The sequence below is a fragment of the Mesorhizobium sp. WSM3866 genome (genome assembly GCF_002294795.1).
In the GTDB taxonomy this organism is placed as follows: domain Bacteria; phylum Pseudomonadota; class Alphaproteobacteria; order Rhizobiales; family Rhizobiaceae; genus Mesorhizobium.
Genome location: NZ_NSGC01000001.1, coordinates 268,634 through 289,111 on the forward strand (window position 1 = coordinate 268,634; position 20,478 = coordinate 289,111).

Annotated in this window: 18 protein-coding genes; 6 read left to right on the forward strand and 12 right to left on the reverse strand. The window is 63.9% G+C overall.

The window, feature by feature from the left end; translation table 11 throughout:
* The first annotated feature begins 89 nt into the window (after window positions 1-89).
* The 5 genes from CK222_RS01330 to CK222_RS01355 all read left to right on the forward strand — a co-directional run bounded on the left by CK222_RS01330 (window position 90) and on the right by CK222_RS01355 (window position 4,929).
* Window positions 90-1,256 carry a diphosphate--fructose-6-phosphate 1-phosphotransferase gene (locus CK222_RS01330; RefSeq protein ID WP_095799145.1) on the forward strand — a complete coding sequence of 389 codons (1,167 nt, stop codon included), beginning with the start codon at window positions 90-92 and terminating at the stop codon, window positions 1,254-1,256.
* Window positions 1,256-2,002: an MBL fold metallo-hydrolase gene (locus CK222_RS01335; protein WP_176477545.1), complete on the forward strand. Its 747-nt coding sequence runs from the start codon at window positions 1,256-1,258 to the stop codon at window positions 2,000-2,002. Before CK222_RS01330 ends, CK222_RS01335 begins: the two co-directional genes overlap by 1 nt.
* A 189-nt stretch (window positions 2,003-2,191) precedes the next feature.
* A complete protein-coding gene (locus CK222_RS01340; RefSeq protein ID WP_066996035.1) occupies window positions 2,192-3,736 on the forward strand; it encodes a DegQ family serine endoprotease in 1,545 nt (514 codons plus the stop codon).
* A gap of 609 nt (window positions 3,737-4,345) precedes the next feature.
* Window positions 4,346-4,552, forward strand: coding sequence for a DUF680 domain-containing protein (locus CK222_RS01350; RefSeq protein WP_066996029.1), 207 nt, complete (start codon window positions 4,346-4,348; stop codon window positions 4,550-4,552).
* Between the two features lie 146 nt (window positions 4,553-4,698).
* On the forward strand, window positions 4,699-4,929 hold the full coding sequence (locus CK222_RS01355; protein WP_066996024.1) for a DUF680 domain-containing protein: 231 nt from the start codon (window positions 4,699-4,701) through the stop codon (window positions 4,927-4,929).
* Window positions 4,930-5,034: 105 nt separating this feature from the next.
* Here the strand turns inward: CK222_RS01355 and ugpC are convergent, their stop codons facing one another.
* The 5 genes from ugpC to CK222_RS01380 form a co-directional block, all read right to left on the reverse strand.
* A complete protein-coding gene (gene ugpC, locus CK222_RS01360) occupies window positions 5,035-6,147 on the reverse strand; it encodes a sn-glycerol-3-phosphate ABC transporter ATP-binding protein UgpC (protein WP_095799146.1) in 1,113 nt (370 codons plus the stop codon).
* A gap of 33 nt (window positions 6,148-6,180) precedes the next feature.
* A complete protein-coding gene (locus CK222_RS01365) occupies window positions 6,181-7,845 on the reverse strand; it encodes an alpha-glucosidase (protein WP_095799147.1) in 1,665 nt (554 codons plus the stop codon).
* A gap of 4 nt (window positions 7,846-7,849) precedes the next feature.
* Window positions 7,850-9,004 (reverse strand): carbohydrate ABC transporter permease, encoded by a 1,155-nt coding sequence (locus CK222_RS01370; protein ID WP_067324093.1) that lies wholly within the window; start codon window positions 9,002-9,004, stop codon window positions 7,850-7,852.
* A gap of 1 nt (window position 9,005) precedes the next feature.
* Window positions 9,006-10,019 (reverse strand): sugar ABC transporter permease, encoded by a 1,014-nt coding sequence (locus CK222_RS01375; protein ID WP_066996012.1) that lies wholly within the window; start codon window positions 10,017-10,019, stop codon window positions 9,006-9,008.
* A gap of 175 nt (window positions 10,020-10,194) precedes the next feature.
* On the reverse strand, window positions 10,195-11,550 hold the full coding sequence (locus CK222_RS01380; RefSeq protein WP_066996009.1) for an ABC transporter substrate-binding protein: 1,356 nt from the start codon (window positions 11,548-11,550) through the stop codon (window positions 10,195-10,197).
* A 360-nt stretch (window positions 11,551-11,910) separates the two neighbouring features.
* Between CK222_RS01380 and CK222_RS01385 the strand changes: the two genes are divergently transcribed.
* Complete coding sequence (locus CK222_RS01385; protein ID WP_067324096.1) at window positions 11,911-12,933, forward strand: substrate-binding domain-containing protein; 1,023 nt, start codon at window positions 11,911-11,913, stop codon at window positions 12,931-12,933.
* 229 nt (window positions 12,934-13,162) lie between these two features.
* On the opposite strand, the gene CK222_RS01390 is transcribed toward CK222_RS01385, so the two are convergent.
* The 7 genes from CK222_RS01390 to CK222_RS01420 all read right to left on the reverse strand — a co-directional run bounded on the left by CK222_RS01390 (window position 13,163) and on the right by CK222_RS01420 (window position 20,468).
* Entirely contained in the window at window positions 13,163-14,593 is a 1,431-nt protein-coding gene (locus CK222_RS01390) for a S8 family serine peptidase (RefSeq protein ID WP_095799148.1), read from the reverse strand.
* Window positions 14,583-15,251 carry an anti-sigma factor gene (locus CK222_RS01395; protein ID WP_095799456.1) on the reverse strand — a complete coding sequence of 223 codons (669 nt, stop codon included), beginning with the start codon at window positions 15,249-15,251 and terminating at the stop codon, window positions 14,583-14,585. Before CK222_RS01395 ends, CK222_RS01390 begins: the two co-directional genes overlap by 11 nt.
* Window positions 15,248-15,814: a sigma-70 family RNA polymerase sigma factor gene (locus tag CK222_RS01400; RefSeq protein WP_095799455.1), complete on the reverse strand. Its 567-nt coding sequence runs from the start codon at window positions 15,812-15,814 to the stop codon at window positions 15,248-15,250. Before CK222_RS01400 ends, CK222_RS01395 begins: the two co-directional genes overlap by 4 nt.
* 272 nt (window positions 15,815-16,086) lie before the next feature.
* Window positions 16,087-16,926 (reverse strand): alkaline phosphatase family protein, encoded by an 840-nt coding sequence (locus CK222_RS01405; protein WP_095799457.1) that lies wholly within the window; start codon window positions 16,924-16,926, stop codon window positions 16,087-16,089.
* Window positions 16,927-17,014: 88 nt separating this feature from the next.
* A complete protein-coding gene (locus CK222_RS01410; protein WP_066995985.1) occupies window positions 17,015-18,670 on the reverse strand; it encodes an ABC transporter ATP-binding protein in 1,656 nt (551 codons plus the stop codon).
* On the reverse strand, window positions 18,670-19,497 hold the full coding sequence (locus CK222_RS01415; RefSeq protein ID WP_066995982.1) for an ABC transporter permease: 828 nt from the start codon (window positions 19,495-19,497) through the stop codon (window positions 18,670-18,672). Before CK222_RS01415 ends, CK222_RS01410 begins: the two co-directional genes overlap by 1 nt.
* An 11-nt stretch (window positions 19,498-19,508) precedes the next feature.
* Entirely contained in the window at window positions 19,509-20,468 is a 960-nt protein-coding gene (locus CK222_RS01420; protein WP_067324105.1) for an ABC transporter permease, read from the reverse strand.
* Window positions 20,469-20,478 lie beyond the last annotated feature (10 nt).

Genomic DNA, 20,478 nt, shown 5'->3' on the forward strand with positions numbered 1-20,478 from the left:
CGGGATCATGCGCCTCCTTTCTCCCGTTGCGTGATGCCGCAAGACAGGCGAAGGTGCTCTGAAAAGCTTCGCCTCGGGAGAGAACGATCATGGCCGGAACCTTTGTCATCGCGCAGGGCGGCGGCCCGACCGCCGTCATCAATCAGACGGTCGTCGGCGCCACGCTGGAGATCCGCAAGCGGCATCCCGGCGCCAAGGTGCTCGGCTCGATCCATGGCGTGCGCGGCATCCGCGACGGCAACTATGTCGACCTCTCAGCCACCCCCGAAGATCGGCTGCGGCTGATCGCCGGCACCCCGAGCGCCGCACTTGGCTCGACCCGCGACAAGCCAGACGCGGCCTATTGCGAGGTCATCCTCAACGGCCTCAAGAAGGCCGGCGCCGATGCCTTCATCTATATCGGCGGCAACGACACTTCGGGCACCCAGCAGATCCTGACCGACGCCGCCGGCGGCGCGATGGCCTTCGTGCATGCGCCGAAAACCATCGACAACGATCTCGAGGAGAACGACCATACGCCGGGCTTCATCTCGGCGGCCGAATTCGTCGCCGGCGCTTTCCTGTCGGTCGATTTGGATTTCCGCGCGTTGCCCGGCATTTATGTCGGCATCGTCATGGGCCGGCACGCCGGCTTCCTGACTGCCGCGGCCGCCGCCTGGCAGCTCGATCCGGATAGCGGTCCGCATCTGCTCTATGTACCGGAGCGCGCCTTCTCCGCCGAGCGTTTCATCGATGATGTCCGCAAGACGCTCGACCGCCACAAGCGCTGCATCGTCGCCGTCTCGGAAGGCGTCAGCACCGCCGACGGCAAGGCGTTGGTCGAGAGCCTGGTGCCGCCGGAAAAGCTCGAGCGCGACCAGCACGGCAACGTCAAATTGTCGGGCAGCGATCTGCCGGCGGCGCTCGAACGCGCTTTGGCGGAAGGCCTGCCGGGCAAGCGGGCGCGCGTCGATGCCCTGGGCTATATGCCGCGCGGCTATGTCGGCGCGATCAGTCCCGTGGACGCCAAGGAAGCCTTCGAAGCCGGCGCGTTCGCCGTCGCCGTTGCCGAGGAGGGTGGCGGCTCGGTGGCGCTGCAATATGACGGCACCAAGACCGTGCTGAAGAAGGTGCCGCTCGAGGCGGTGGCCGGCAAGACCCGCCACATGCCGGACAATTTCATGAAGCCGGACGTCAACCAGTTGTCCGAGGCCGGCATGGCCTATCTGAAGCGGCTGGTGCCGGAAAAATACAAGGTCGGAAAGCCGTTCGTCTGATGGGCGACCTTGTGGTGGGCGACTGGTTCGGCAAATCCGTTGTCGATGCCAGAACGACGATGCTGACCGAGCCATTCGTGCACAATTTCGTGCGCGCCAATATTTGGCATTTCAAGGGCCGGGACGCCGACCTGCTGGTCGACACCGGCATGGGCATCTGCCCGCTGGCGCCCGAGATCGACACCCCGGCCGGCAAGCCGCTGATCGTCGTCGCCACCCACATCCATCTCGACCATGTCGGCTCGCTGCACGAATTCCCGCTCAGGATGGGGCCGAAGGTCAGCGCGGGGGAGTTCGATGGCATGGATGATGCCGTCACCTACGCCAACATGTTCCACAATCTCGACGATGCGGTATCCAAATTGCCGGCGCCCGGCTGGAAGGCGGCTGACTATCGCATCCCTTCCGCACCGTTGACGCGAGTGCTCGACGAGGGCGACATCGTCGACCTCGGCGATCGGAAATTCCGCGTGCTGCATCTGCCCGGACATTCGCCGGATTCGATCGCGCTGTTCGATGAGGCCGACGGCCTGTTCTTCGCCGGCGACGCCATCTATGACGGCATGCTGATCGACGACCTGCCGGATTCGGACCGCGCCGCCTATTGCCGCACCATGCAGCGGCTGCTCGACCTGCCGATACGCATCGGCCATGGCGGCCATGGCCCGAGTTTCGGCCGCGCGAGGATGGGAGAGATAGCGTCTTCCTACCTACGCCGCCGAGAGCGCTTAGTGAGCGCTCTCTGAATTAAATCTTTGTAAGGTCGCGCCAAAACCCTAATTCGGACCATTCCACGCCCTAAATGCGTGGCTGTCGATCCGGCCGGCTGCCATGCATGGCGAGACGGGCAATCCCGGCCGTCGACACGCCGACGGGCGTCCTTGGAGAGAGCCGTCCGCGGCGCCGGATCAACTCTCGCCCGGACAGAAACGACCATGTCACCATTTAGCATTCTTCGCAGACATCGCGTCGCGGCCCTGCTGGGCGCTGCGCTGATCATCTCCCCCGTCGTTGTTTCCTTTGCGCAAAATCCCGGCAATGCCGGCCTGAGCAACGTGGTCGCGACGACACAGACGCCGGTCGCCGGCATTACCGCCCCGAACGGCTCGTTCGCGCCGGTTGTCGCCACCACCAAGCCGGCAGTCGTGACCGTGACGACCGTGATGAAAGCCCAGCCCGGCGCGACGGACGACGGCTCGCCTTTCGACGGCAATTCGCCCTTCGACCAGTATTTCCAGCAGTTCTTCGGCGACCAGGGCATCCCGATGCCCAAGACGCCGCCGCAGCAGGCGCCGCGGCAGGAGGCTTTGGGCTCCGGCTTCATCGTCGGGTCCGATGGCACCATCGTCACCAACAACCACGTCATCGACGGCGCGACCTCGATCAAGGTGACGCTCGATGACGGCACCGAGCTTCCCGCCAAGCTCGTCGGCCACGACGCAAAGAACGATCTGGCGGTGCTCAAGGTCAAGGCGAGCAAGCCGCTGCCGACCGTCAAATGGGGCGATTCCGACAAGCTGATGACCGGCGACCAGGTGCTGGCGATCGGCAATCCGTTCGGCATCGGCACCACGGTCACCGCCGGCATCGTCTCGGCGCGCGGCCGCGACCTGCACAGCGGGCCGTTCGACGATTTCATCCAGATCGACGCGCCGATCAACCACGGCAATTCCGGCGGCCCGCTTGTCGACGTGAAGGGCAATGTGGTCGGCATCAACACGGCGATCTATTCGCCCAATGGCGGCAGCGTCGGCGTCGGCTTCGCCATTCCTTCGGACCAGGCACAAAAAGTGGTCGACAAGCTTATGAAGGGCGGTGACATCGAATACGGCTATCTTGGCGTGCAGATCCAGCCGGTCACGCAGGACGTCGCCAGCGCCATCGGCCTCGACCATCCGGGCGGCGCGCTGGTCGCGGCGGTCACCGACGGTTCGCCGGCGGCCAAGGCCGGCATCGAGACCGGCGACGTCATCACCGGCTTCGCCGGCCAGGAGATCAAGGATCCCAAGGATCTGTCGCGCGCCGTCGCCGACGTCTCCCCCGGCAGCAAGGAAACGCTGAGTGTCTGGCGCAACGGCAAGGCGATGCAGATCTCGGCCGATGTCGGCCGCAATGCCGAAGACCAGAAGACTGCCTCGAATGACGAAGGCGGCAAGCCATCTGCCGAACAGGGCCTGCGCGTGCCCTCGCTCGGCCTTGGCCTTACGGACCTCACGCCGGACATCCGGGAGCAGCTCAACCTGGCCGACAACCAGCGCGGCGCCGTGGTCGAGCGCGTCAACCCGGACAAGGCGGCCTCCGCGGCCGGCATTGAACCCGGCGATGTCATCGTCGCCGTCGACCGCACGCCGGTGAAAAACGCAAGGCAAGCGAACCAGGCGATCGCCGAGGCCGGCAAGTCCGGCAGGAAGTCGGTGCTGCTGCTGGTCGATCGCGGCGACGCGCAGATATTCGTCGCCGTGCCTTTCGCCGCCGGCTGAGAAAACTTCCAAGGAGCCTGCCGGCCTCTTCGGCAGGCTCCGCCGACAAGATTTCGGTTGCCCGCAAACGAGGTCGACTTCCGCGACGACGATCGTCTCGACGGCTTCGATCTGGTGCTGACGCTGACGCGCGAGCAGGCTCGGCGCCCGGCCGGCGCGATCCTTCCAGATCGGAGAGAAGGACGCTCAGACGAGGCTGCGCCCAGAGTTGCCGACGCCTTTGACCCGTGGGCGGCAACGCTCCCGAATCAAGCCGGTAGGTCCAAAATGGTTAAGCGGTATCGGAAAGTGACTATTAGGAGATTCTAAAATCGAACCGAACAGTTCGTTTCTGTTGACGGTGCGTGCAGGCGGGGTGAACATCGGCGCGCGTATACACTTGGTGAGTCAAATGGATAAATGCGATAACCAGCTGATTCAACAGTGTAAAAACCGATCGCGGCGGGCGATTGGTACAATTTCAAGATGGGGATTCATGGGCCAGCCGAAACAACTTCGTGATTGGAATCCGGCAGCCGGCTCACCCACATCGGGGCTGTCCGAACGACGCGATTTTCACTCCCAAGACACGCCGCTAGACGGACGAAAAAACATACTGGAGTACCAAAAATGAAAAAGATTGTTCTCACTGCCGCCGCCCTTCTGGCCATTTCCGGCAGCGCCTTCGCTGGTAGCGACAACTACGGTTCCAACGCCGCCAATCAGCCGGCCGCCGCGGTCGACACTTCTCGCACGGCCTCGACCCACAGGTCGGAAGCGGCCGCTCAGAAGCCCGTCACCCAGGGCGCGGACCACAACCTCTTCGGCAACAACTAAACTGCCGAACCTAGCAATGATCCATGAGGGGCCATGGCCGACAGGAGACAGACGCTGGGTTCACCCGCCGCGTCCCAGGGCATGTCGCCCAAAAGTGTACCCCAGTTTTGGAAACGACATCAGGTTAAGAATTCAGGAGTATTGAAATGAAGAAGATCGTTCTTGCCGCAACGGCCGTTCTGGCCCTCTCCGGCGCAGCTTTCGCAGGCAGCGACAATTACGGCTCGGCTGGCGCCAGCCAGCAGGCCCCTGCCGTCGACACGACCCGCACTTCGTCGGTGGGCACCGACTCGCCGGTCTATAAGCTGCTGAACTCGTCGAATGACGTGCACAAGTCGGCCCCGCAGGGCAGCGACCGCAATCTGTTCGGCCGCTAACAGCCGCAAGCAGTTGACGAAAAAGGAGCGGCGAGGCCAAACCTCGCCGCTCTTTCTTTATCCGGACCGACCCGTGCCTCATGGCCGAAACGGCAGCACCGAGCGTCAGGCCGCCTTCGCCTCGTCGCGATGCAGCGTGAAGGAATGCCCCTCCGCGTCGAAGATGTGCAGATCCCCGGCGCCGGCATTGAGCCGCAGCGTCTCGCCGCGCTTGACCTCGACATTTCCCGGCAGTTTGGCCACCAGCGGCAGATCGGCGCGGCCGATGTCGACATAGACGAGCTGAACCTCGCCGAGCTGCTCGATATAATCGACCTTGCCTTCGAACAGGTAATCCGTCCCGGTCGCGATCGCGAGATCCTCGGGCCGCACGCCGAAGCTCACCGCCGCGCCGTTCGCCGAAGCGGGCGTTGTGATCGGCACCATCGCCTTGCGGTCGCCGACATGGCTGACCACGGTCGGATTGCCGGCCTTCTCGATCTTCGCCGGCAATATGTTCATGGCCGGCGATCCGATGAACTGCGCGACGAAGAGATTGCCCGGCCGCTTGTAGAGCTCCATCGGCGTGCCGACCTGCTCGACGACGCCTTCCTTCAGCACCACGATGCGGTCCGCCAGCGTCATCGCCTCGACCTGGTCGTGCGTGACGTAGATCATCGTCGTGTTCGGCATCGATTCTTTCAGCTTGGCGATCTCGATGCGGGTGGCGACGCGCAGTGCCGCATCGAGATTCGACAGCGGCTCGTCGAACAGGAAGACCTTCGGATTGCGCACAATGGCACGGCCGATGGCGACGCGCTGGCGCTGGCCGCCCGACATCGCCTTGGGCAGGCGGTCGAGATACTTGGTTAGCTGCAGGATCTCGGCCGCCTGGCGCACGCGCTTGTCGATCTCGGCCTTGTTTTCCTTACCGATCTTCATCGAGAAGGCCATGTTGTCGTAAACGGTCATATGCGGATAGAGCGCATAGGACTGGAACACCATGGCGATGCCCCGCTTCGAAGGCGGCACGTCGTTCACAACTTCGCCGTCGATCTGGAGCACCCCGGAGGTGATTTCCTCGAGACCGGCGATCGACCTCAGCAAGGTCGACTTGCCGCAGCCCGACGGCCCGACGAACACGATGAACTCGCCCGATTTGATGTCGAGGTCGATGCCGTGGAGAATGTTGAGGTTGCCGTATGATTTCTTCACCTGGTTCAGCGTGACATCGGCCATGGTTTCCTCTCCCAGTGATTGTCTGTTCTCAACTCAGTCGATCCGCCCGAACCAGGCGCCATAGCCGCCAAGGCGGATGGGCCCGGTGCCACCTTGTCCCGAAAAGCCATGTCCCGGCAAGGGCTGCAGCGAGCCCTTGCCGAGATCGACTTCGGCCGGCTTGCTGCCGAGGTTGAAGACGCAGGCGATGCGCTCGTTGCCTTCGCGGCGCGTGAAGGCGACGGTGTCGCCATCGCTTTCGATAAAGTCGATTTCGCCCTTGCCCAGCGCCGGATGCTGACGCCGGAAGGCGAGAAAGCGCCGGTAATGCTCGAGCAGCGAGCTCGGATCGCCCTGCTGCACATTCACGGCTTGCGCCAGATGCTTGCCGGGCACCGGCAGCCAGGGCTTGGCGGTCGAGAAGCCGCCATTCTTGGCCGCCGCATCCCACACCATCGGCGTGCGGCAGCCGTCGCGGCCCTTGAATTCCGGCCAGAAACGGATGCCGTAGGGGTCTTGCAGGTCCTCGAATTTCAGTTCCGCCTCGCCGAGGCCGAGCTCTTCGCCCTGATAGATGCAGACCGAGCCGCGCAGCGACATCAAAAGCGCCGAGATCACCTTGAGATAGGCGCTCGGATCGGCTTCGTTGGCGGCCCAGCGCGAGGCCACGCGCATCACGTCATGATTGGAGAACGCCCAGCAGGACCAGCCGTCTCTGGCGACCCGGCCGAAGGCCTCCAGCACCGCCCGCACCTTGGCGGCGCTGATCTTTTCCGGTGCCAGGAAGTCGAAGGAATAGCACATGTGAACGCGCTTGCCGTCGGCGGTGTAGGCGGCCACCACTTCCAGCCCGCGCTGCGAATCGCCGACCTCGCCGACGGCGGCCTGCGCCGGATATTCATCGAGCAGCGCGCGGAAGCGTTCAAGGAAACCGAGATTCTCCGGCCGGCTCTTGTCGTAGATATGGTCCTGGTAATTGTAGGGATTCACGGCCGGCGCCGTCTGGTCGTTGCGCTCTTCCGGCGGCAGCGGCGGGTTGTCCTCCAGCCCCAGGCTGTGGAAGTAGAAATTGATGGTGTCGAGCCGAAAGCCGTCGACGCCGCGCTCCAGCCAGAAGCGGGTGATGTTGAGCAGCGCGTCCTGAACCTCGGCGTTGTGGAAGTTGAGATCGGGCTGCTCGGCCAGGAAATTATGCATGTAATATTGCTGGCGGCTTGTATCCCATTGCCAGGCCGAGCCGCCGAAGATCGACAGCCAATTGTTGGGCGGCGTGCCGTCGGGCTTGGCGTCCGCCCACACATACCAGTCGGCTTTCGGATTGGTCCGGCTGGAGCGGCTTTCCTTGAACCAGGGGTGGATGTCGGCGGTGTGCGACAGCACCTCGTCGATCATCACCTTGAGGCCCAGCCGATGGGCTTCCGCCACCAGCGCGTCGAAGTCGGCCAGCGTGCCGAACATCGGATCGACGTCGCAATAGTCCGACACGTCGTAGCCGAAATCCTTCATCGGCGATTTGAAGAAGGGCGAGATCCAGATGGCGTCGACGCCGAGCGAGGCGATGTAGGGCAGCCGCCGGACAATGCCTTGCAGGTCGCCGATGCCGTCGCCGTTCGAGTCCTGATAAGAGCGCGGATAGATCTGGTAGATCACCGCGCCCCGCCACCAGTCTCGGTCTACGGCGGGGTCCGGTCTCGAACTCGTCTTCAAAGCCGATTGCATTGTCTCAACCTCCTTTCACCGAGCCGGCAAGCAGCCCGCGGACGAAATAGCGCTGCAGTGAGAAGAACACGATCAGCGGCACGATGATGGTGATGAAGGCCGATGTCGTGAGGATTTCCCAATTGCCGCCTCTCGAGCCGAGCAGCGCGTTGAGTTGCGCCGTCAGCACGATCTGGTCGGGCGCCGTGCCGAGGAAAACCATCGCCACCAACAGATCGTTCCACACCCACAGGAATTGAAAGATGGCGAAGGAGGCAAGCACCGGGAAGGACAGCGGCAGCACGATCTTGACGAAGATCTCGAAATCGCTGGCGCCGTCGATCCGCGCCGATTCCATGATCTCGCGCGGCAGGCCGGCGATATAGCTTCTGAGCAGGTAGATGGCGAAGGGCAGGCCGAAGCCGGTATGCGCCAGCCAGATGCCGAGATAGGTTTTCGACGGCACGCCGAAGAAGGTCCCGACGCCGTTGTAGAGCTTGAGCAGCGGGATCAGCGACATCTGCAGCGGCACCACCAGCAGGCCGATGATCACCGCAATCAGCAGCGCCCTTCCGGGAAAGCGCATCCAGGCCAACGCATAGGCGGCGAAGGCCGCGATCAGGATCGGGATCACCGTCGCCGGAATGGTCACGGTCAGCGAGTTCATGAAGGAGCGGCCGATACCTTGCGACAGAAGCACGTTCTCGTAGTTTTCCGTGGTGAATTTCGGCGGCGCCGAGGAGGCATAATAGACACGCTGGCCGCGATCGCCTTCGAAGGGCTTCGGCGAAGACAGCACGAACGTGCCGTCGGCGTTGACCTGCAGCGACACCCCATCGCCGAGATCGGCAGCCGTGCCGGCCTTGTATTGTGTCGGCGCCGCCGCCTTGGTGCCGAAGGCGCTGATCGCACGCTTGGCGCCGTCGCCGAAGACGTTGCCTTCGATGACGTATTTGCCGTCCTTCTGGGTTTGTGCGGACGCAGCCGGCAGACGCCCAGCCTCGGTCTGGCTGGAGCTTGAGAAGGAGTTCCACCAACCCGACGCGATGATCTGGTCCTTGTCGCGCAGCGACGACACGAGGATGCCGAGTGTCGGGATGGTCCAGATGACGACGAAGACCAGCACGGCGAGATGAACGCCGAATCGGCCGACGAAGGACTTTCCGCGGGTCGCAGCCATCTCAGTGTCCTCCCGTCTCTTTGTTGGCCTGGCGAATGTTCCAGACCATGATCGGGATGACCGCGATCATGATGATGATGGCGATCGTGGCACCGCGGCCGAAATCGCCGCCGCCGCGAAACATCCAGTCGAACATCAGATTGGCGAGCACCTGGCTGTTCCATTGGCCGTTGGTCATGGTCAGCACGATGTCGAACACTTTCAGCACCAGGATGGTGATGGTGGTCCAGACAACTGCGATCGTCCCCCAGATCTGTGGCACCATGATCTTCCAGAAGATCTGGAACGGGTTGGCGCCGTCGATCACGGCCGCCTCCAGCGTCTCTTCCGGAATCCCGCGCAAAGCCGACGACAGGATCACCATGGCGAACCCCGTCTGGATCCAGATCAGGATCACCATCAGGAAGAAATTGTTCCAGAACGGCAGCGATATCCAGACCTGCGGCTGGCCGCCGAAATACTGGATGATGGCGTTGAGCAGGCCGATCTGCACCTGGCCCTCGCCGCGATACTCGTAGATGAATTTCCAGATCACGCTGGCGCCGACGAAAGAAATCGCCAGCGGCAGGAAGATAAGGCTCTTGGCGATCGTCCCCCACCAGATCTTGTCGGTGAGCACGGCGATGATCAGGCCGAGGAAGGTGCAGGCCGCCGGCACCACCGCCAGCCATAGGATGTTGTTGAAGATCGAGTTGCGGAAATCCTGGTCGCTGAACGCCCATTGGTAGTTGGCGAGGCCGACGAAATGCTCGCCGCCACGGTCGAGAAAAGAGAGCCGCAGCGTCTCGATCACTGGATAGATCAGATAGATGGTCAGGATGATCATCGCCGGCCCGACGAACAGCCATGGCCGCACCAGCCCTTGCCGGCGCAGATTGTCGACGGCGGCGCTGCCGGAGACGCCGCGCGACGGAAAGATGAGATCGAGCAGCTTGTTGGCGCCCCAGAAATACGCGACACAGCCGCCGACGCCGATGATGATGACGAATATGGCCGAGAAAATCTGAGCCGCCATGGGTCCCTCTCCCTGGGCATGACCGGCCGGCCAAGGCTGGCAGCCGCATGCGCCGACTTTCAGTTATTCGGAACGCGAAGGCTTCCGGCGTGCGTTGCCGGTCGGACCCGGGCCGTAGCCCGGATCCAGTAGGAGGATGAGGAAAGTCTCGGGTCGCGCGCGGCGGCCTCTCTGCTTACTTGATGGCATCCCAGCTCTTCTGGATATCGGCGGCGACGTCCTGGGCGGACTTGCCGCCGACCAGGTCGATCATGCCGGTCCAGAAGGAGCCTGCGCCGACCTTGCCGGGCATCAGGTCCGAGCCGTCGAAACGCACCGTGGTGGCCCCGACCAGGATCTCGCCCTGCTTCTTCAGCGCGTCGCTGCCATAGGCGTCCTTGTTGGCTCCTTTGAAGGGCGTGACGAAGCTCTTCTGCGCCATCCACAATTCGTGCGCGAGCGGCATCTCGAGGAACTTGATGAACTCACGCGAAGCCTTGGAATCCTTGGTGATCATCACCAGCGTTCCGGCCACTTCCAGCGGCGTGCCCAGTTCCGGCTTCGAGGCATAGGGCGGGTAGGGGAAGAAGTCCGCATCCTGGCCGAGCTTCACATTCTCCGGGAAGAACGAAGGAATGAACGATGCCTGATGGTGCATGTAGCACTTCGGCGGCACCGTAAAGAGGCCCTTCGGGCTGTCGCGGAAGTCGGTTGCGGCGACTGCCTTGGCACCGCCGTCGACCATCTTGTCGTCGGTTGCGATCTTGCCGAAGATGTCGAGGGCGTTGACCACGGCCGGATCGGTGAAGGGAATCTCGTTCTTCACCCATTTGTCGTAGACTTCCGGCGGCTGGGTGCGCAGCATGATGTCCTCGACCCAGTCGGTCGCCGGCCAGCCGGTGGCGCCGCCCGAACCCAGGCCGATGCACCAGGGCTTGCCGCCGTCGGCAATGATCTTCTTTTCGAGATCGGCCAGTTCCTCCTGAGTCTTCGGAACTTTGTAGCCTGCCTCCTCGAAATTATCTGGCGAGTACCAGACCAGACCTTTCACGTCGATCTTGTAGGGAAAGGCATAGAAGCCCGGCTTGCCGTCCTTGCCCGTATAGGTGCCGAGCTTGGCCCAGGAGTCGCCGGCGGCATAATTTTCCTTGATCCAGGCGGCGACGTCGTCGCCCAGCGGGGTCAGCACACCCTTGGAAGCGAGATCCTGGATCAGTCCCGGCTGTGGCAGGATGGCGATGTTGGGCGGGCTGCCGGCCTGTGTGTCGATGACGATCTGCTGCTCATAATTCTCGGACGAGGAGTATTTGACCTCCGCTCCCGTCGCCTCGGAGAAATAGTCGAGCACCGAACGCACGAGCGTCTCGTCCTCGCCGCGCCACGGACCGAAGATGGTCAGCGTTTCGCCCTTGAGGTCGACCTTTTTGAGATCGTCGTAATTCGCCCAATGAAACTTCGAATCCTCGCCCGGCTTGAATTTCAGTTCGGCATGTGCCGGCAGGCCAAGGGTGAGCGCAGCGAACGCAGCACCCAAGAGAAGCATTTTCTTCATGGCAGTCCTCCCAGTGTTGAGACAGTTCGGACGAAACCTCCATCTCGTCCGCCGACGCCCACGGAACTGTGACTCAGCGAGAAGGCAACCGCAACCTTTCGAAGAGTCTTCCAAAGCGCTTTGGCTAAAGCTGATCTCGCCATTGAATCATGCGGAAGTCAAGAGGTCGGCCGTGCTAATCGATTAAACCCGCTTGCGAGTGAAGGAAAAAGTGCAATGCAGCAAGCTTTTTTGGCGCTGCAGCAGCAATTTCGGCTTCAAACTGCCTGTGGCGGCCCCTAAGGTCATGACGTTCCGACGACGGTGCCAGCGATCCTCGGATCGATTCAAATTGAAAGCGCTTTGAGGCTGGAGGCCTCGATGAACCTCAAGCAACTCTCGCACATGCTGTCGCTTTCGCAAACCACGGTAAGCCGGGCGCTGAACGGCTACCCGGAGGTCAGCGAGGAGACGCGGCGTCGCGTGATGGATGCCGCTAAGCGCCACGGCTACCGGCCGAACCCCAGCGCGAGGCGGCTGGCCACCGGCAAATCGGGAATGATCGGCTATGTGCTGCCGACCGGCAACGCCGTCGACATCGATCCGCATTTCGTCGAGTTTCTTTCGGGTCTCGGCGACTATGCCCGCTCGCACGAGCTCGATCTGGTGCTCTCGCCGGCCGACGCCGACGACCAGGAGACGACCTATCGGCGCATCGTCGCCAACCGGCAGGTCGACGCCGTCTACATTTCCTCGCCACGCCCGGCCGACCGGCGGCTGGCGCTGGTCAACACGCTGGGCATCCCCTTCATCGTCCATGGCCGCAGCGAGGGCTTTGAGTTCGACTATCCCTATCTCGATATCGACAACGAGGGCGCCTTCCACGAAGCGGCCAGGCTTCTCGTCCAGCTCGGCCACAAGCGGCTGGCGCTGATCAACGGCGATGACCGCGAGACCTTCGCCATCCATCGCGAGCGCGGCGTGCGCCGGGCGCTTGCCGCCAGCGGACTGACACTGGGCGAGCGCCACATCTGTTCCACGACCATGACCGAGGAAAATGGCTATCGCGCCGCCCGCCGCCTGCTCGAAGAAAGCGGAGCCCCGACGGCGATCGTCTGCTCCAGTCTCATCATGGCGCTCGGCGTCGTCCGCGCCGTGCGCGATCTCGGCCTGACCATTCCGGGCGATCTGTCGCTGGTCGCCCATGACGACGTCTTTCCCTGGCTGCGGCCGGAGAATTTCCCGGTGCCGCTGTCGACCACGCGCTCCTCGATCCGCCTTGCCGGCGCGCGTGTTGCCGAGCGGTTGGCGGCGCGCATATCAGGGCTGGAAGAGGGCGCGCGCGGCGAGGTCTGGCCGGTCGATCTGGTGGTGCGGGGGTCGGTGGCCGGCGCGCCGGTGTAGGTATCGTGTTCCGACAGACGAGACGCGTTGAGTTCCGTCGCACCCCCCTCTGTCCTGCCGGACATCTCCCCCGCAAGGGGGGAGATTGGACGTCGCAGCCGTATTCGCCAATACTCGACTTTGAGGAGCGGGGTCGGCGCTGAAACTGCTGATCTCCCCCCTTGCGGGGGAGATGGCCGGCAGGCCAGAGGGGGGTGCTGTCCCGCCGGCGCCACAGATTTTCGGGAGCCTATTTCTTCGCAGCCCCAGCTGCTTTTATATCCAACAGCCCATAGCCGAAGTCATTGTCCCGCCCCTTCGGGCCGAGATCCTTGGCCGTGGCCGCCAGCGCCTTCTCGATCTCGTCGGCCGAGCGGTCGGGCGCGGCATGGATCAGGTTGGCGATCGCGCCTGAGACGATCGCGGCGGCGAAGGAGGTGCCGGTCACCACGTCCGAGCCGGTGCCGCTCGGCGCAACCATCTCAACGCCCGGCGCCGAGAGGAAGACATAGGCGCCGCGATTGGCTTGCGTCATCAGCCCGTCCTTGGCGTCGGTCGCGGTGACCGCGATGACGCCGTCGAAGGCTGCCGGATAGCCGTAAGGCGCCTTCGGCCCGTTGTTGCCGGCCGCTGCGACCAGCACCATGCCGAGCGCGCGCGCATTGCGGCAAGCCGTGCCGAGCAGGTCGTTCTTCGGCCCGACGAAGCTCATATTGATGATGCGCACGTCCTGTTCCGCCGCCCAGTCGAGCGCCGACAGGATGACGTCCATACTCGACTTGCCGCCTTCGAAGGCTCGTGCGTGATAGATCTTGGCGCCCGGCGCGATGCCTTCCAGCGCGCCGACGCCGGCGATCAGCCCGTCGACGGAGGTGCCGTGGTCGCGCTTCTTGATCGGCACGTTCGGCATGGCGTCGAACTGGTCGGCGATCACGCCTTTTAGCGCTGGGTTGGTACCGTCGATGCCGGTGTCGATGACGGCGACGCGCACGTTCTCGCCGCTCGCCTGTTTCGAATCGAGCGCGATGCGCTCGAAGGCATAGTTCACGATGCCGGCTGCCTGCTGCAGCGAATAGATGTGGTTGGGCTCACGCCGCTGCGTGCGCCCGTCGGCGGCAAGCTGCGCCAGCACGACGCCGACCGGCCGTCCGTCCGGAATGCCGTAGCGCACCAGCGTTGTGCCGAGCAGCCGCGACTGGCGCTGCGAGCGCACCTGAAGGCCGAAGGTGGTGGCGATCTGCTGCACCGCGCCGGCATCGCCGGCGACCGTCACCAGCACCTCGTCGGGCACGAACTCGCCACTGACCGCACGCGGCGGCGCGACGACATTGAGCCCGGTAGGCGATGTGACGGGGCCGCTTGGCGGCGGAGCGGGCGCCGCTGTGCTTGTTGGACTCTTTGGAGGCGCCGGCTGCGTTGGCGCAGGCGTCGGCCGTGCCGGCGAATTCGGGAACAGGTCGACGATCAGCGACGGCAGGAACACGGCGCCGCCGACGGCATTGCCCGCGCCGGATTGCCCGCCGCCGTCCTTGTCGCAGTCAGCGCCGGCCGCCGTCGTGCGGCTGAGGCAGTCGATCTGCTTTTGCGAGAGGTTCGGATCGTTGGTCTGCGCAACGGCGGGAGCGCCTACAAATGTCGCCGCGAGGATTGCCGCATGAAAAACGACCGCCTTAGCCGCCATCGACCGGTTTCCTTCCCTGCACCACAGCTTCCGCGAAAGGCTGGGCGGCAATAAGGCCGACGAGCTTGTCGTAGTCGGCCGCCGTGCTGGCCGGGATTGTCACGTGAAACACATCGTCGGCGGTCGGCCCGCCGGCGATCTTCAGCCCGTTCTGCCCAAGGAAGGCGGCGATGTCCGACAGCCTGGCATCCGGCTTGAACTTGACCAGGGCGAAGGGCAGGTTTGCCAGATCATCCTGAGCGCCGGCGATTTCAAAGTCGTTGCCCTTGCCGCCCGGCCGCTCGAAAGACTGCGCTACGACCAGCGCAAGCAGCGCCGCGGCCGCCGCCCAGGCGACGCCCGAGGGGATTGCCGTGACCCGGCCGAAGACCTTCGCCAGCCATGACTGGCCGGCGGGCGCGCGCGCCGGACCGGCCTCGGCGTCGAGCGCCCTTGCAAAGCGGGAGAGCGCGTCGGCCGGCGGTCGGATCGCCTCGTTGGCGGCGGCGGTGCCGGAGAATTCGGCTTCCGCCTCGCCGAGCGCGGCCATCGCCGCAGGATCGGAGGCCAGCCATTCCTCGACGGCTTCGAGTTCTGCGCCTTCCAGCGAACCGTTGAGGTAGAACGGCAGCAGTGTTTCCATCTCGTCGCGGCGCGACATCTTTTCAGCGGCGCTCATGGCCACCCCCTGTCGTAACCGGCCGCCTTGAGGGCCTCGCCGAGTTTCTTGCGGGCGTAGAACATCCTGGTCTTGACGGTGGCAACCGGGATGTTGAGCACCTCGCCGATCTCGGTCACCGACTGGCCATGGTAATAGGCAAGATCGACCACCGTGCGGTGTTCCTCCGGCAAGGCATCGACGAAGCGGCGCAAGGCGGCGGCCTTGTCTTCCTTCATGGTGACCACTTCCGGCGTGTCGGCGCTGTCGGGAACCTGCGCCGCCTCATCGTCGTCGATCCAGTCTTCCTTCTTCTTGCGCAGCAAGGACAGTGCCTTGAAGCGGGCGATGCCGAGCAGCCAGGTCGAGACTTCGGAGCGGCCTTCGAAGCCCGGCGCTTGGCGCCACAGCTCGAGAAAGACCTCGTTGGTGATATCGTCGGCCATCATTTCCGATCCCGTCTGGCGCGCCACGAAACGGTAGATCCGCGCGTGGTGACGCATGAACAGGAGCCGCACGGCGGCCCGGTCGCCCTTCGCGACCCGGTCTACAAGCGCGCGATCGGTTTCGGTCGCCGCGTTCATGGCCGGTCGAGCCGCCTGGCTCCTCGTGGCTCTGTCGCTGGTCGGTCCAAAAAGGTTCATCCTCCGCCAGGGAATTTTCGGAAGCTAACCGAAGAAGATGAGCGTTGCCAGAGGTGGCGCCCCCTTCTCCCCTTGTGGGAGAAAGTAGATCGGCGCGGAGCGCCGAGACGGGTTGAGGGGTGTTCCAGCGGAGTGAGACGTTGGCGTTCACTGAAACACCCCTCATTCGTCGCCTTTGGCGACACCTTCTCCCACAAGGGGAGAAGGGGAAGCTAAATCAAAAACACCTTCCCCTTCATCGTCGCCGGCACCTCCACGCCGAGCCGGCTCAGCACCGTCGGCGCGAGCTGCAGCTGGTCGAGCAGCGCGTCGGCTTCTGGACCCTTCGCCGGCCCGAAATAGTAGAGCGCGAAATCCTGCATCTCGTCGTCATGCCCGCCGTGATGGCCGCGGTCCGTCTGGCCGTGATCGGCGGTGACGATGACTTCATAGCCGGCTTCGCGCCAGCCGGGCAGGAAGGCGGCGAGCATACCGTCCATCGCGTAGCAGGCATGATCCATCTCGTGGCAGTCGTGGCCGAAGCGATGGCCCATCGAGTCCAGCGTGCAGCTGTGCAGGACGCCGTAGTCGATGCCGTGGCGGCGGGTGAGCATGGTCAATGTCGCGAACAGGTCGACATCGCTCGGCGTCATCTGGTTCTTGAGATTGTAGCCGGTCATGGTGTGGAAGCGGCCATGCGTGATCGGCCCGCCAGGCTCGTCGAATTCCATGTCCTCGACGAGATCGAATGGATAGGAGCGGAAGAATTCCGACCAGTAGGAATGCGTCACCGCCCCGGTCCTGCCGCCGGCCTTGCTGACCTCCGAGAAGATATCGGGCTGCCTGACCCGGAACCGGTTCTCGTTGGAGAGGATGCCATGAACCTGCGGCGTGACCCCGGTATGGATCGAGGCGTAGCAGCAGGCCGATGTTGACGGCAGCACGGAGCGCATTCTCCACACTTGCGCCTCACCAGACTGTGCCCAGCCTTCGAGATTGCCCATGAGCCGGCGCCAGTTCCGGTAGGGCACGCCGTCAAGGATGATGAGCAGCAATTTGGATTTAAGCGCCACGGGCAATTCCATGCGGTCTGGCGGGAGAGATCGGCGGGCCTTGACCGGTCCGGCCAAGTCCGAGAAGTGCAGCGAAGAGCTAGCCAGCTTAGTTGCCGGCGCTTTCCATGCGCCGGCCGGCAATCGCCTTCTCCAGCCAGCCGATCTCCATTTCGGGGACGGAGGACAAGAGAAGGTCGGTATAGGCATCGAAGGGCGGCGCCAGCACCTTGCTCTTGGAGCCGTAGCGAACGACCTCGCCGCGATACATGACCGCGATCGAATCGGCGATCGACTTCACTGTCGCGAGATCGTGGGTGATGAAGAGATAGGCCACTTTCTCGATCTGCTGCAGGTTGAGCAGCAGCTTGAGGATGCCGTGGGCGACCAGCGGATCGAGCGCCGAGGTCACCTCGTCGCAGATGATCAGCTTCGGCTTGGCGGCGAGCGAACGGGCGATGCAGACGCGCTGCTTCTGGCCGCCGGAAAGCTCGGCCGGATAGCGGTCGATGAAGCCCTTGCCCATCTCGATCTGGTCGAGCAGCTCGGCGACGCGCTTGTCGCGCTCGCGGCCCCTTATGCCGAAATAGAACTCGAGCGGCCGGCCGATGATCGTTCCCACGGTCTGGCGCGGGTTCATCGCGACATCGGCCATCTGGTAGATCATCTGCAGCTGGCGCAGATCCTCCTTCGGCCTATCGGAGAGCCTGTTGCCAAGCGTGCGGCCGTCGAAGAAGACGCTGCCCTGCTCGGGCGGCAGGAGGCCGGTGATGGCGCGCGCCAGCGTCGATTTGCCGGAACCGCTCTCGCCGACGACGGCTAGCGTCTGGCCCGGGTAAATGTCGACCGAGACGTTCTTCAGCACCTTGACGAGACCGCCGCCATAGGCGGCCGTCACGTTCTTCACCGACAGCATCGGTGTGGTGCCGGGCTGCTGTTCGTTGTGCTCGATCTCATGCACCGAGACCAGCGCGTTGGTGTATTCCTGGCGCGGCTCCTTGATGATCTGGCGGGTACCGCCCCATTCGACCAGCCGGCCATGGCGCAGCACCATGATCTCGTCCGCTACCTGCGCCACCACGGCGAGGTCGTGGGTGATGTATAAAGCCGCCACATGGGTATCGCGGATTGCGTCCTTGATCGCTGCCAGCACATCGATCTGCGTCGTCACGTCGAGCGCCGTGGTCGGCTCGTCGAAGACGATCAGGTCGGGCTCGGAGCAAAGCGCCATCGCCGTCATGACGCGCTGCAACTGGCCGCCGGAGACCTGGTGCGGGAAGCGCTCACCGATCGTTTCCGGATTGGGCAGGCTGAGCTTCTTGAACAGCGCGACGGCTCGCTTCTCGGCCTCGGCCCGGGTTGCCGTGCCGTGCAGAAGCGTCGCCTCCACCACCTGGTCCATCAGCCGGTGCGCCGGATTGAAGGCCGCCGCCGCCGACTGGGCAACATAGCACACTTCGCGGCCGCGCAGCTTGCGCAAGCCCTCCTTGCCGCCCTTCAGTATATCGCGGCCGTTGAGGATCACCTCGCCGCCGGTAATGCGCACGCCGCCTCGGCCATAGCCCATGGAGGACAGGCCGATCGTCGACTTGCCGGCGCCGGATTCGCCGATCAAGCCGAGCACCTTGCCCTTCTCCAGCGTCAGCGAGACATCATGGACAAGGGTGATGGTCTTCGGCGCCTCGCCGGGCGGGTAGACGGTCGCCTCGATGCGCAGATTGCGGATGTCGAGGAGTCGGCCGGAATTTGCTTTGCTGTCAGCCATCACCCGCGCCCTCCCTTCAGGCTGGTCGTGCGGTTGAGCACCCAGTCGGCGACAAGATTGACCGAGATCGCCAGAGCCGCGATCGCCGCCGCCGGGATGAGCGCCGCCGGGATGCCGAAGACGATGCCGTCCTTGTTCTCCTTCACCATGCCGCCCCAGTCGGCGTCCGGCGGCTGCACTCCGAGGCCGAGGAAGGAGAGCGTCGACAGGAAAAGCACCGCATAGATGAAGCGCAGGCCGAGTTCCGAGACCAGCGGCGACAGCGCGTTCGGCAGAATCTCGCGGAAAATGATCCAGCCGCTGCCTTCGCCGCGCAGTTTCGCGGCCTCGACATAGTCCATGACGTTGATGTCGACCGCCACCGCGCGCGACAAGCGGTAGACGCGGGTCGAATCGAGGATGCCCATCACCAGGATCAGCGTCACCAGGTTGGACGGCAGCACCGACAGGACGACCAGGCCCATGATCAGCGTCGGGATCGACATCAGCAGGTCGACGAGGCGCGACAGCATCGTGTCGAACCAGCCGCCGAACACCGCCGCCGAAAAGCCCAGAATGGCGCCGAGCGAAAAGGACAGCGCGGTGGCCAGCACGGCGATGAACAGCGTGATGCGGGCGCCATAGATCATGCGGGACAGGAGATCGCGGCCGAGATTGTCGGTGCCCAACAGGTGCACCGATGACATCGGTTCCCAAGGGACGTCGCTGACGATCTCGGCATTGCCGTGCGGGGCGATCCATGGCGCCAAGACCGCCGCCAGCACGAACAGCGTCGTCAGCACAATGCCGATCAGCGCCGCGACAGGAGTGCGTCTGATATCGAGCATACCGGCGCCCCCTACTTCGGATGCCTGAGCCGCGGATTGGCGACGATCGCCGCAATGTCCGCGATGATGTTGAGGGCGATATAGACGGCCGCAAAGATCAGGCCGACCGCCTGGACGACGGGAACGTCGCGCTTGGTGACATGGTCGACGAGATATTGCCCCATGCCCGGATAGACGAAGATCACCTCGACCACGACGACGCCGACCACGAGATAGGCGAGGTTCAGCATGACGACATTGATGATCGGCGCGATCGCGTTCGGGAAGGCATGCTTGCGGATGACCGCGAAAGCCGAAAGCCCCTTGAGTTCCGCCGTCTCGACATAGGCCGATTGCATGACGTTGAGGATGGCCGCTCGCGTCATGCGCATCATGTGGGCCAGCACCACCAGCGTCAGCGCCGCCGCCGGCAGCGCGATCGCCTGCAACCGCTCGCCTAACGACATTCCGTCATAGACGGTCGAGATGGCTGGGAACCATTGATGCTCGACCGCGAAGTAGAAGACCAGGAGGTAGCCGATGAAGAATTCGGGGAACGAGGTCGAGGCGAGCGCCACGCCGGAGATCATCTTGTCGACCCAGCCATTGCGGTAGCGCACCGCGATCAGGCCAAGCGTGATCGCCAGCGGAATGGCCACGATTGCCGCCCAGAAGGCCAGGAACAAGGTGTTCCACAGCCGTTCCTTGATCGATGTCGCGATGTCCTGGCCGCTCGACATGGCAGTGCCGAGATCGCCGGTGAGCACGCCGCCCAGCCAGTGGAAGTAGCGGATATAGGCAGGCTGATTGAGCCCGAGCTGTTCGCGCAGATTGGCGAGCGACTCCGGCGTCGCCGATTGTCCGAGGATGGCTTGGGCGACGTCGCCGGGCAGGATCTGCGTGCCGGCGAAGATCAGGACCGAAACGGCCAGCAGAAGGAGGATGCCCAGCGCAACGCGCTGGGCCACCAGTTTCACGACGGGTGAGGACATCTCCGCAAGG

What these genes read in the sequence shown, in the direction of transcription:
- CK222_RS01395 (WP_095799456.1), bottom strand. Translation starts at nt 15,251, where the DNA reads ATGAGCGCCGCTGAAAAGATGTCGCGCCGCGACGAGATGGAAACACTG.
- CK222_RS01415 (WP_066995982.1), bottom strand. Translation starts at nt 19,497, where the DNA reads ATGCTCGATATCAGACGCACTCCTGTCGCGGCGCTGATCGGCATTGTG.
- CK222_RS01355 (WP_066996024.1), top strand. Translation starts at nt 4,699, where the DNA reads ATGAAGAAGATCGTTCTTGCCGCAACGGCCGTTCTGGCCCTCTCCGGC.
- CK222_RS01380 (WP_066996009.1), bottom strand. Translation starts at nt 11,550, where the DNA reads ATGAAGAAAATGCTTCTCTTGGGTGCTGCGTTCGCTGCGCTCACCCTT.
- CK222_RS01410 (WP_066995985.1), bottom strand. Translation starts at nt 18,670, where the DNA reads ATGGCTGACAGCAAAGCAAATTCCGGCCGACTCCTCGACATCCGCAAT.
- CK222_RS01385 (WP_067324096.1), top strand. Translation starts at nt 11,911, where the DNA reads ATGAACCTCAAGCAACTCTCGCACATGCTGTCGCTTTCGCAAACCACG.
- CK222_RS01365 (WP_095799147.1), bottom strand. Translation starts at nt 7,845, where the DNA reads ATGCAATCGGCTTTGAAGACGAGTTCGAGACCGGACCCCGCCGTAGAC.
- CK222_RS01340 (WP_066996035.1), top strand. Translation starts at nt 2,192, where the DNA reads ATGTCACCATTTAGCATTCTTCGCAGACATCGCGTCGCGGCCCTGCTG.
- CK222_RS01375 (WP_066996012.1), bottom strand. Translation starts at nt 10,019, where the DNA reads ATGGCGGCTCAGATTTTCTCGGCCATATTCGTCATCATCATCGGCGTC.
- CK222_RS01390 (WP_095799148.1), bottom strand. Translation starts at nt 14,593, where the DNA reads ATGGCGGCTAAGGCGGTCGTTTTTCATGCGGCAATCCTCGCGGCGACA.
- CK222_RS01420 (WP_067324105.1), bottom strand. Translation starts at nt 20,468, where the DNA reads ATGTCCTCACCCGTCGTGAAACTGGTGGCCCAGCGCGTTGCGCTGGGC.
- CK222_RS01330 (WP_095799145.1), top strand. Translation starts at nt 90, where the DNA reads ATGGCCGGAACCTTTGTCATCGCGCAGGGCGGCGGCCCGACCGCCGTC.
- CK222_RS01335 (WP_176477545.1), top strand. Translation starts at nt 1,256, where the DNA reads ATGGGCGACCTTGTGGTGGGCGACTGGTTCGGCAAATCCGTTGTCGAT.
- CK222_RS01400 (WP_095799455.1), bottom strand. Translation starts at nt 15,814, where the DNA reads ATGAACGCGGCGACCGAAACCGATCGCGCGCTTGTAGACCGGGTCGCG.
- ugpC (WP_095799146.1), bottom strand. Translation starts at nt 6,147, where the DNA reads ATGGCCGATGTCACGCTGAACCAGGTGAAGAAATCATACGGCAACCTC.
- CK222_RS01350 (WP_066996029.1), top strand. Translation starts at nt 4,346, where the DNA reads ATGAAAAAGATTGTTCTCACTGCCGCCGCCCTTCTGGCCATTTCCGGC.
- CK222_RS01370 (WP_067324093.1), bottom strand. Translation starts at nt 9,004, where the DNA reads ATGGCTGCGACCCGCGGAAAGTCCTTCGTCGGCCGATTCGGCGTTCAT.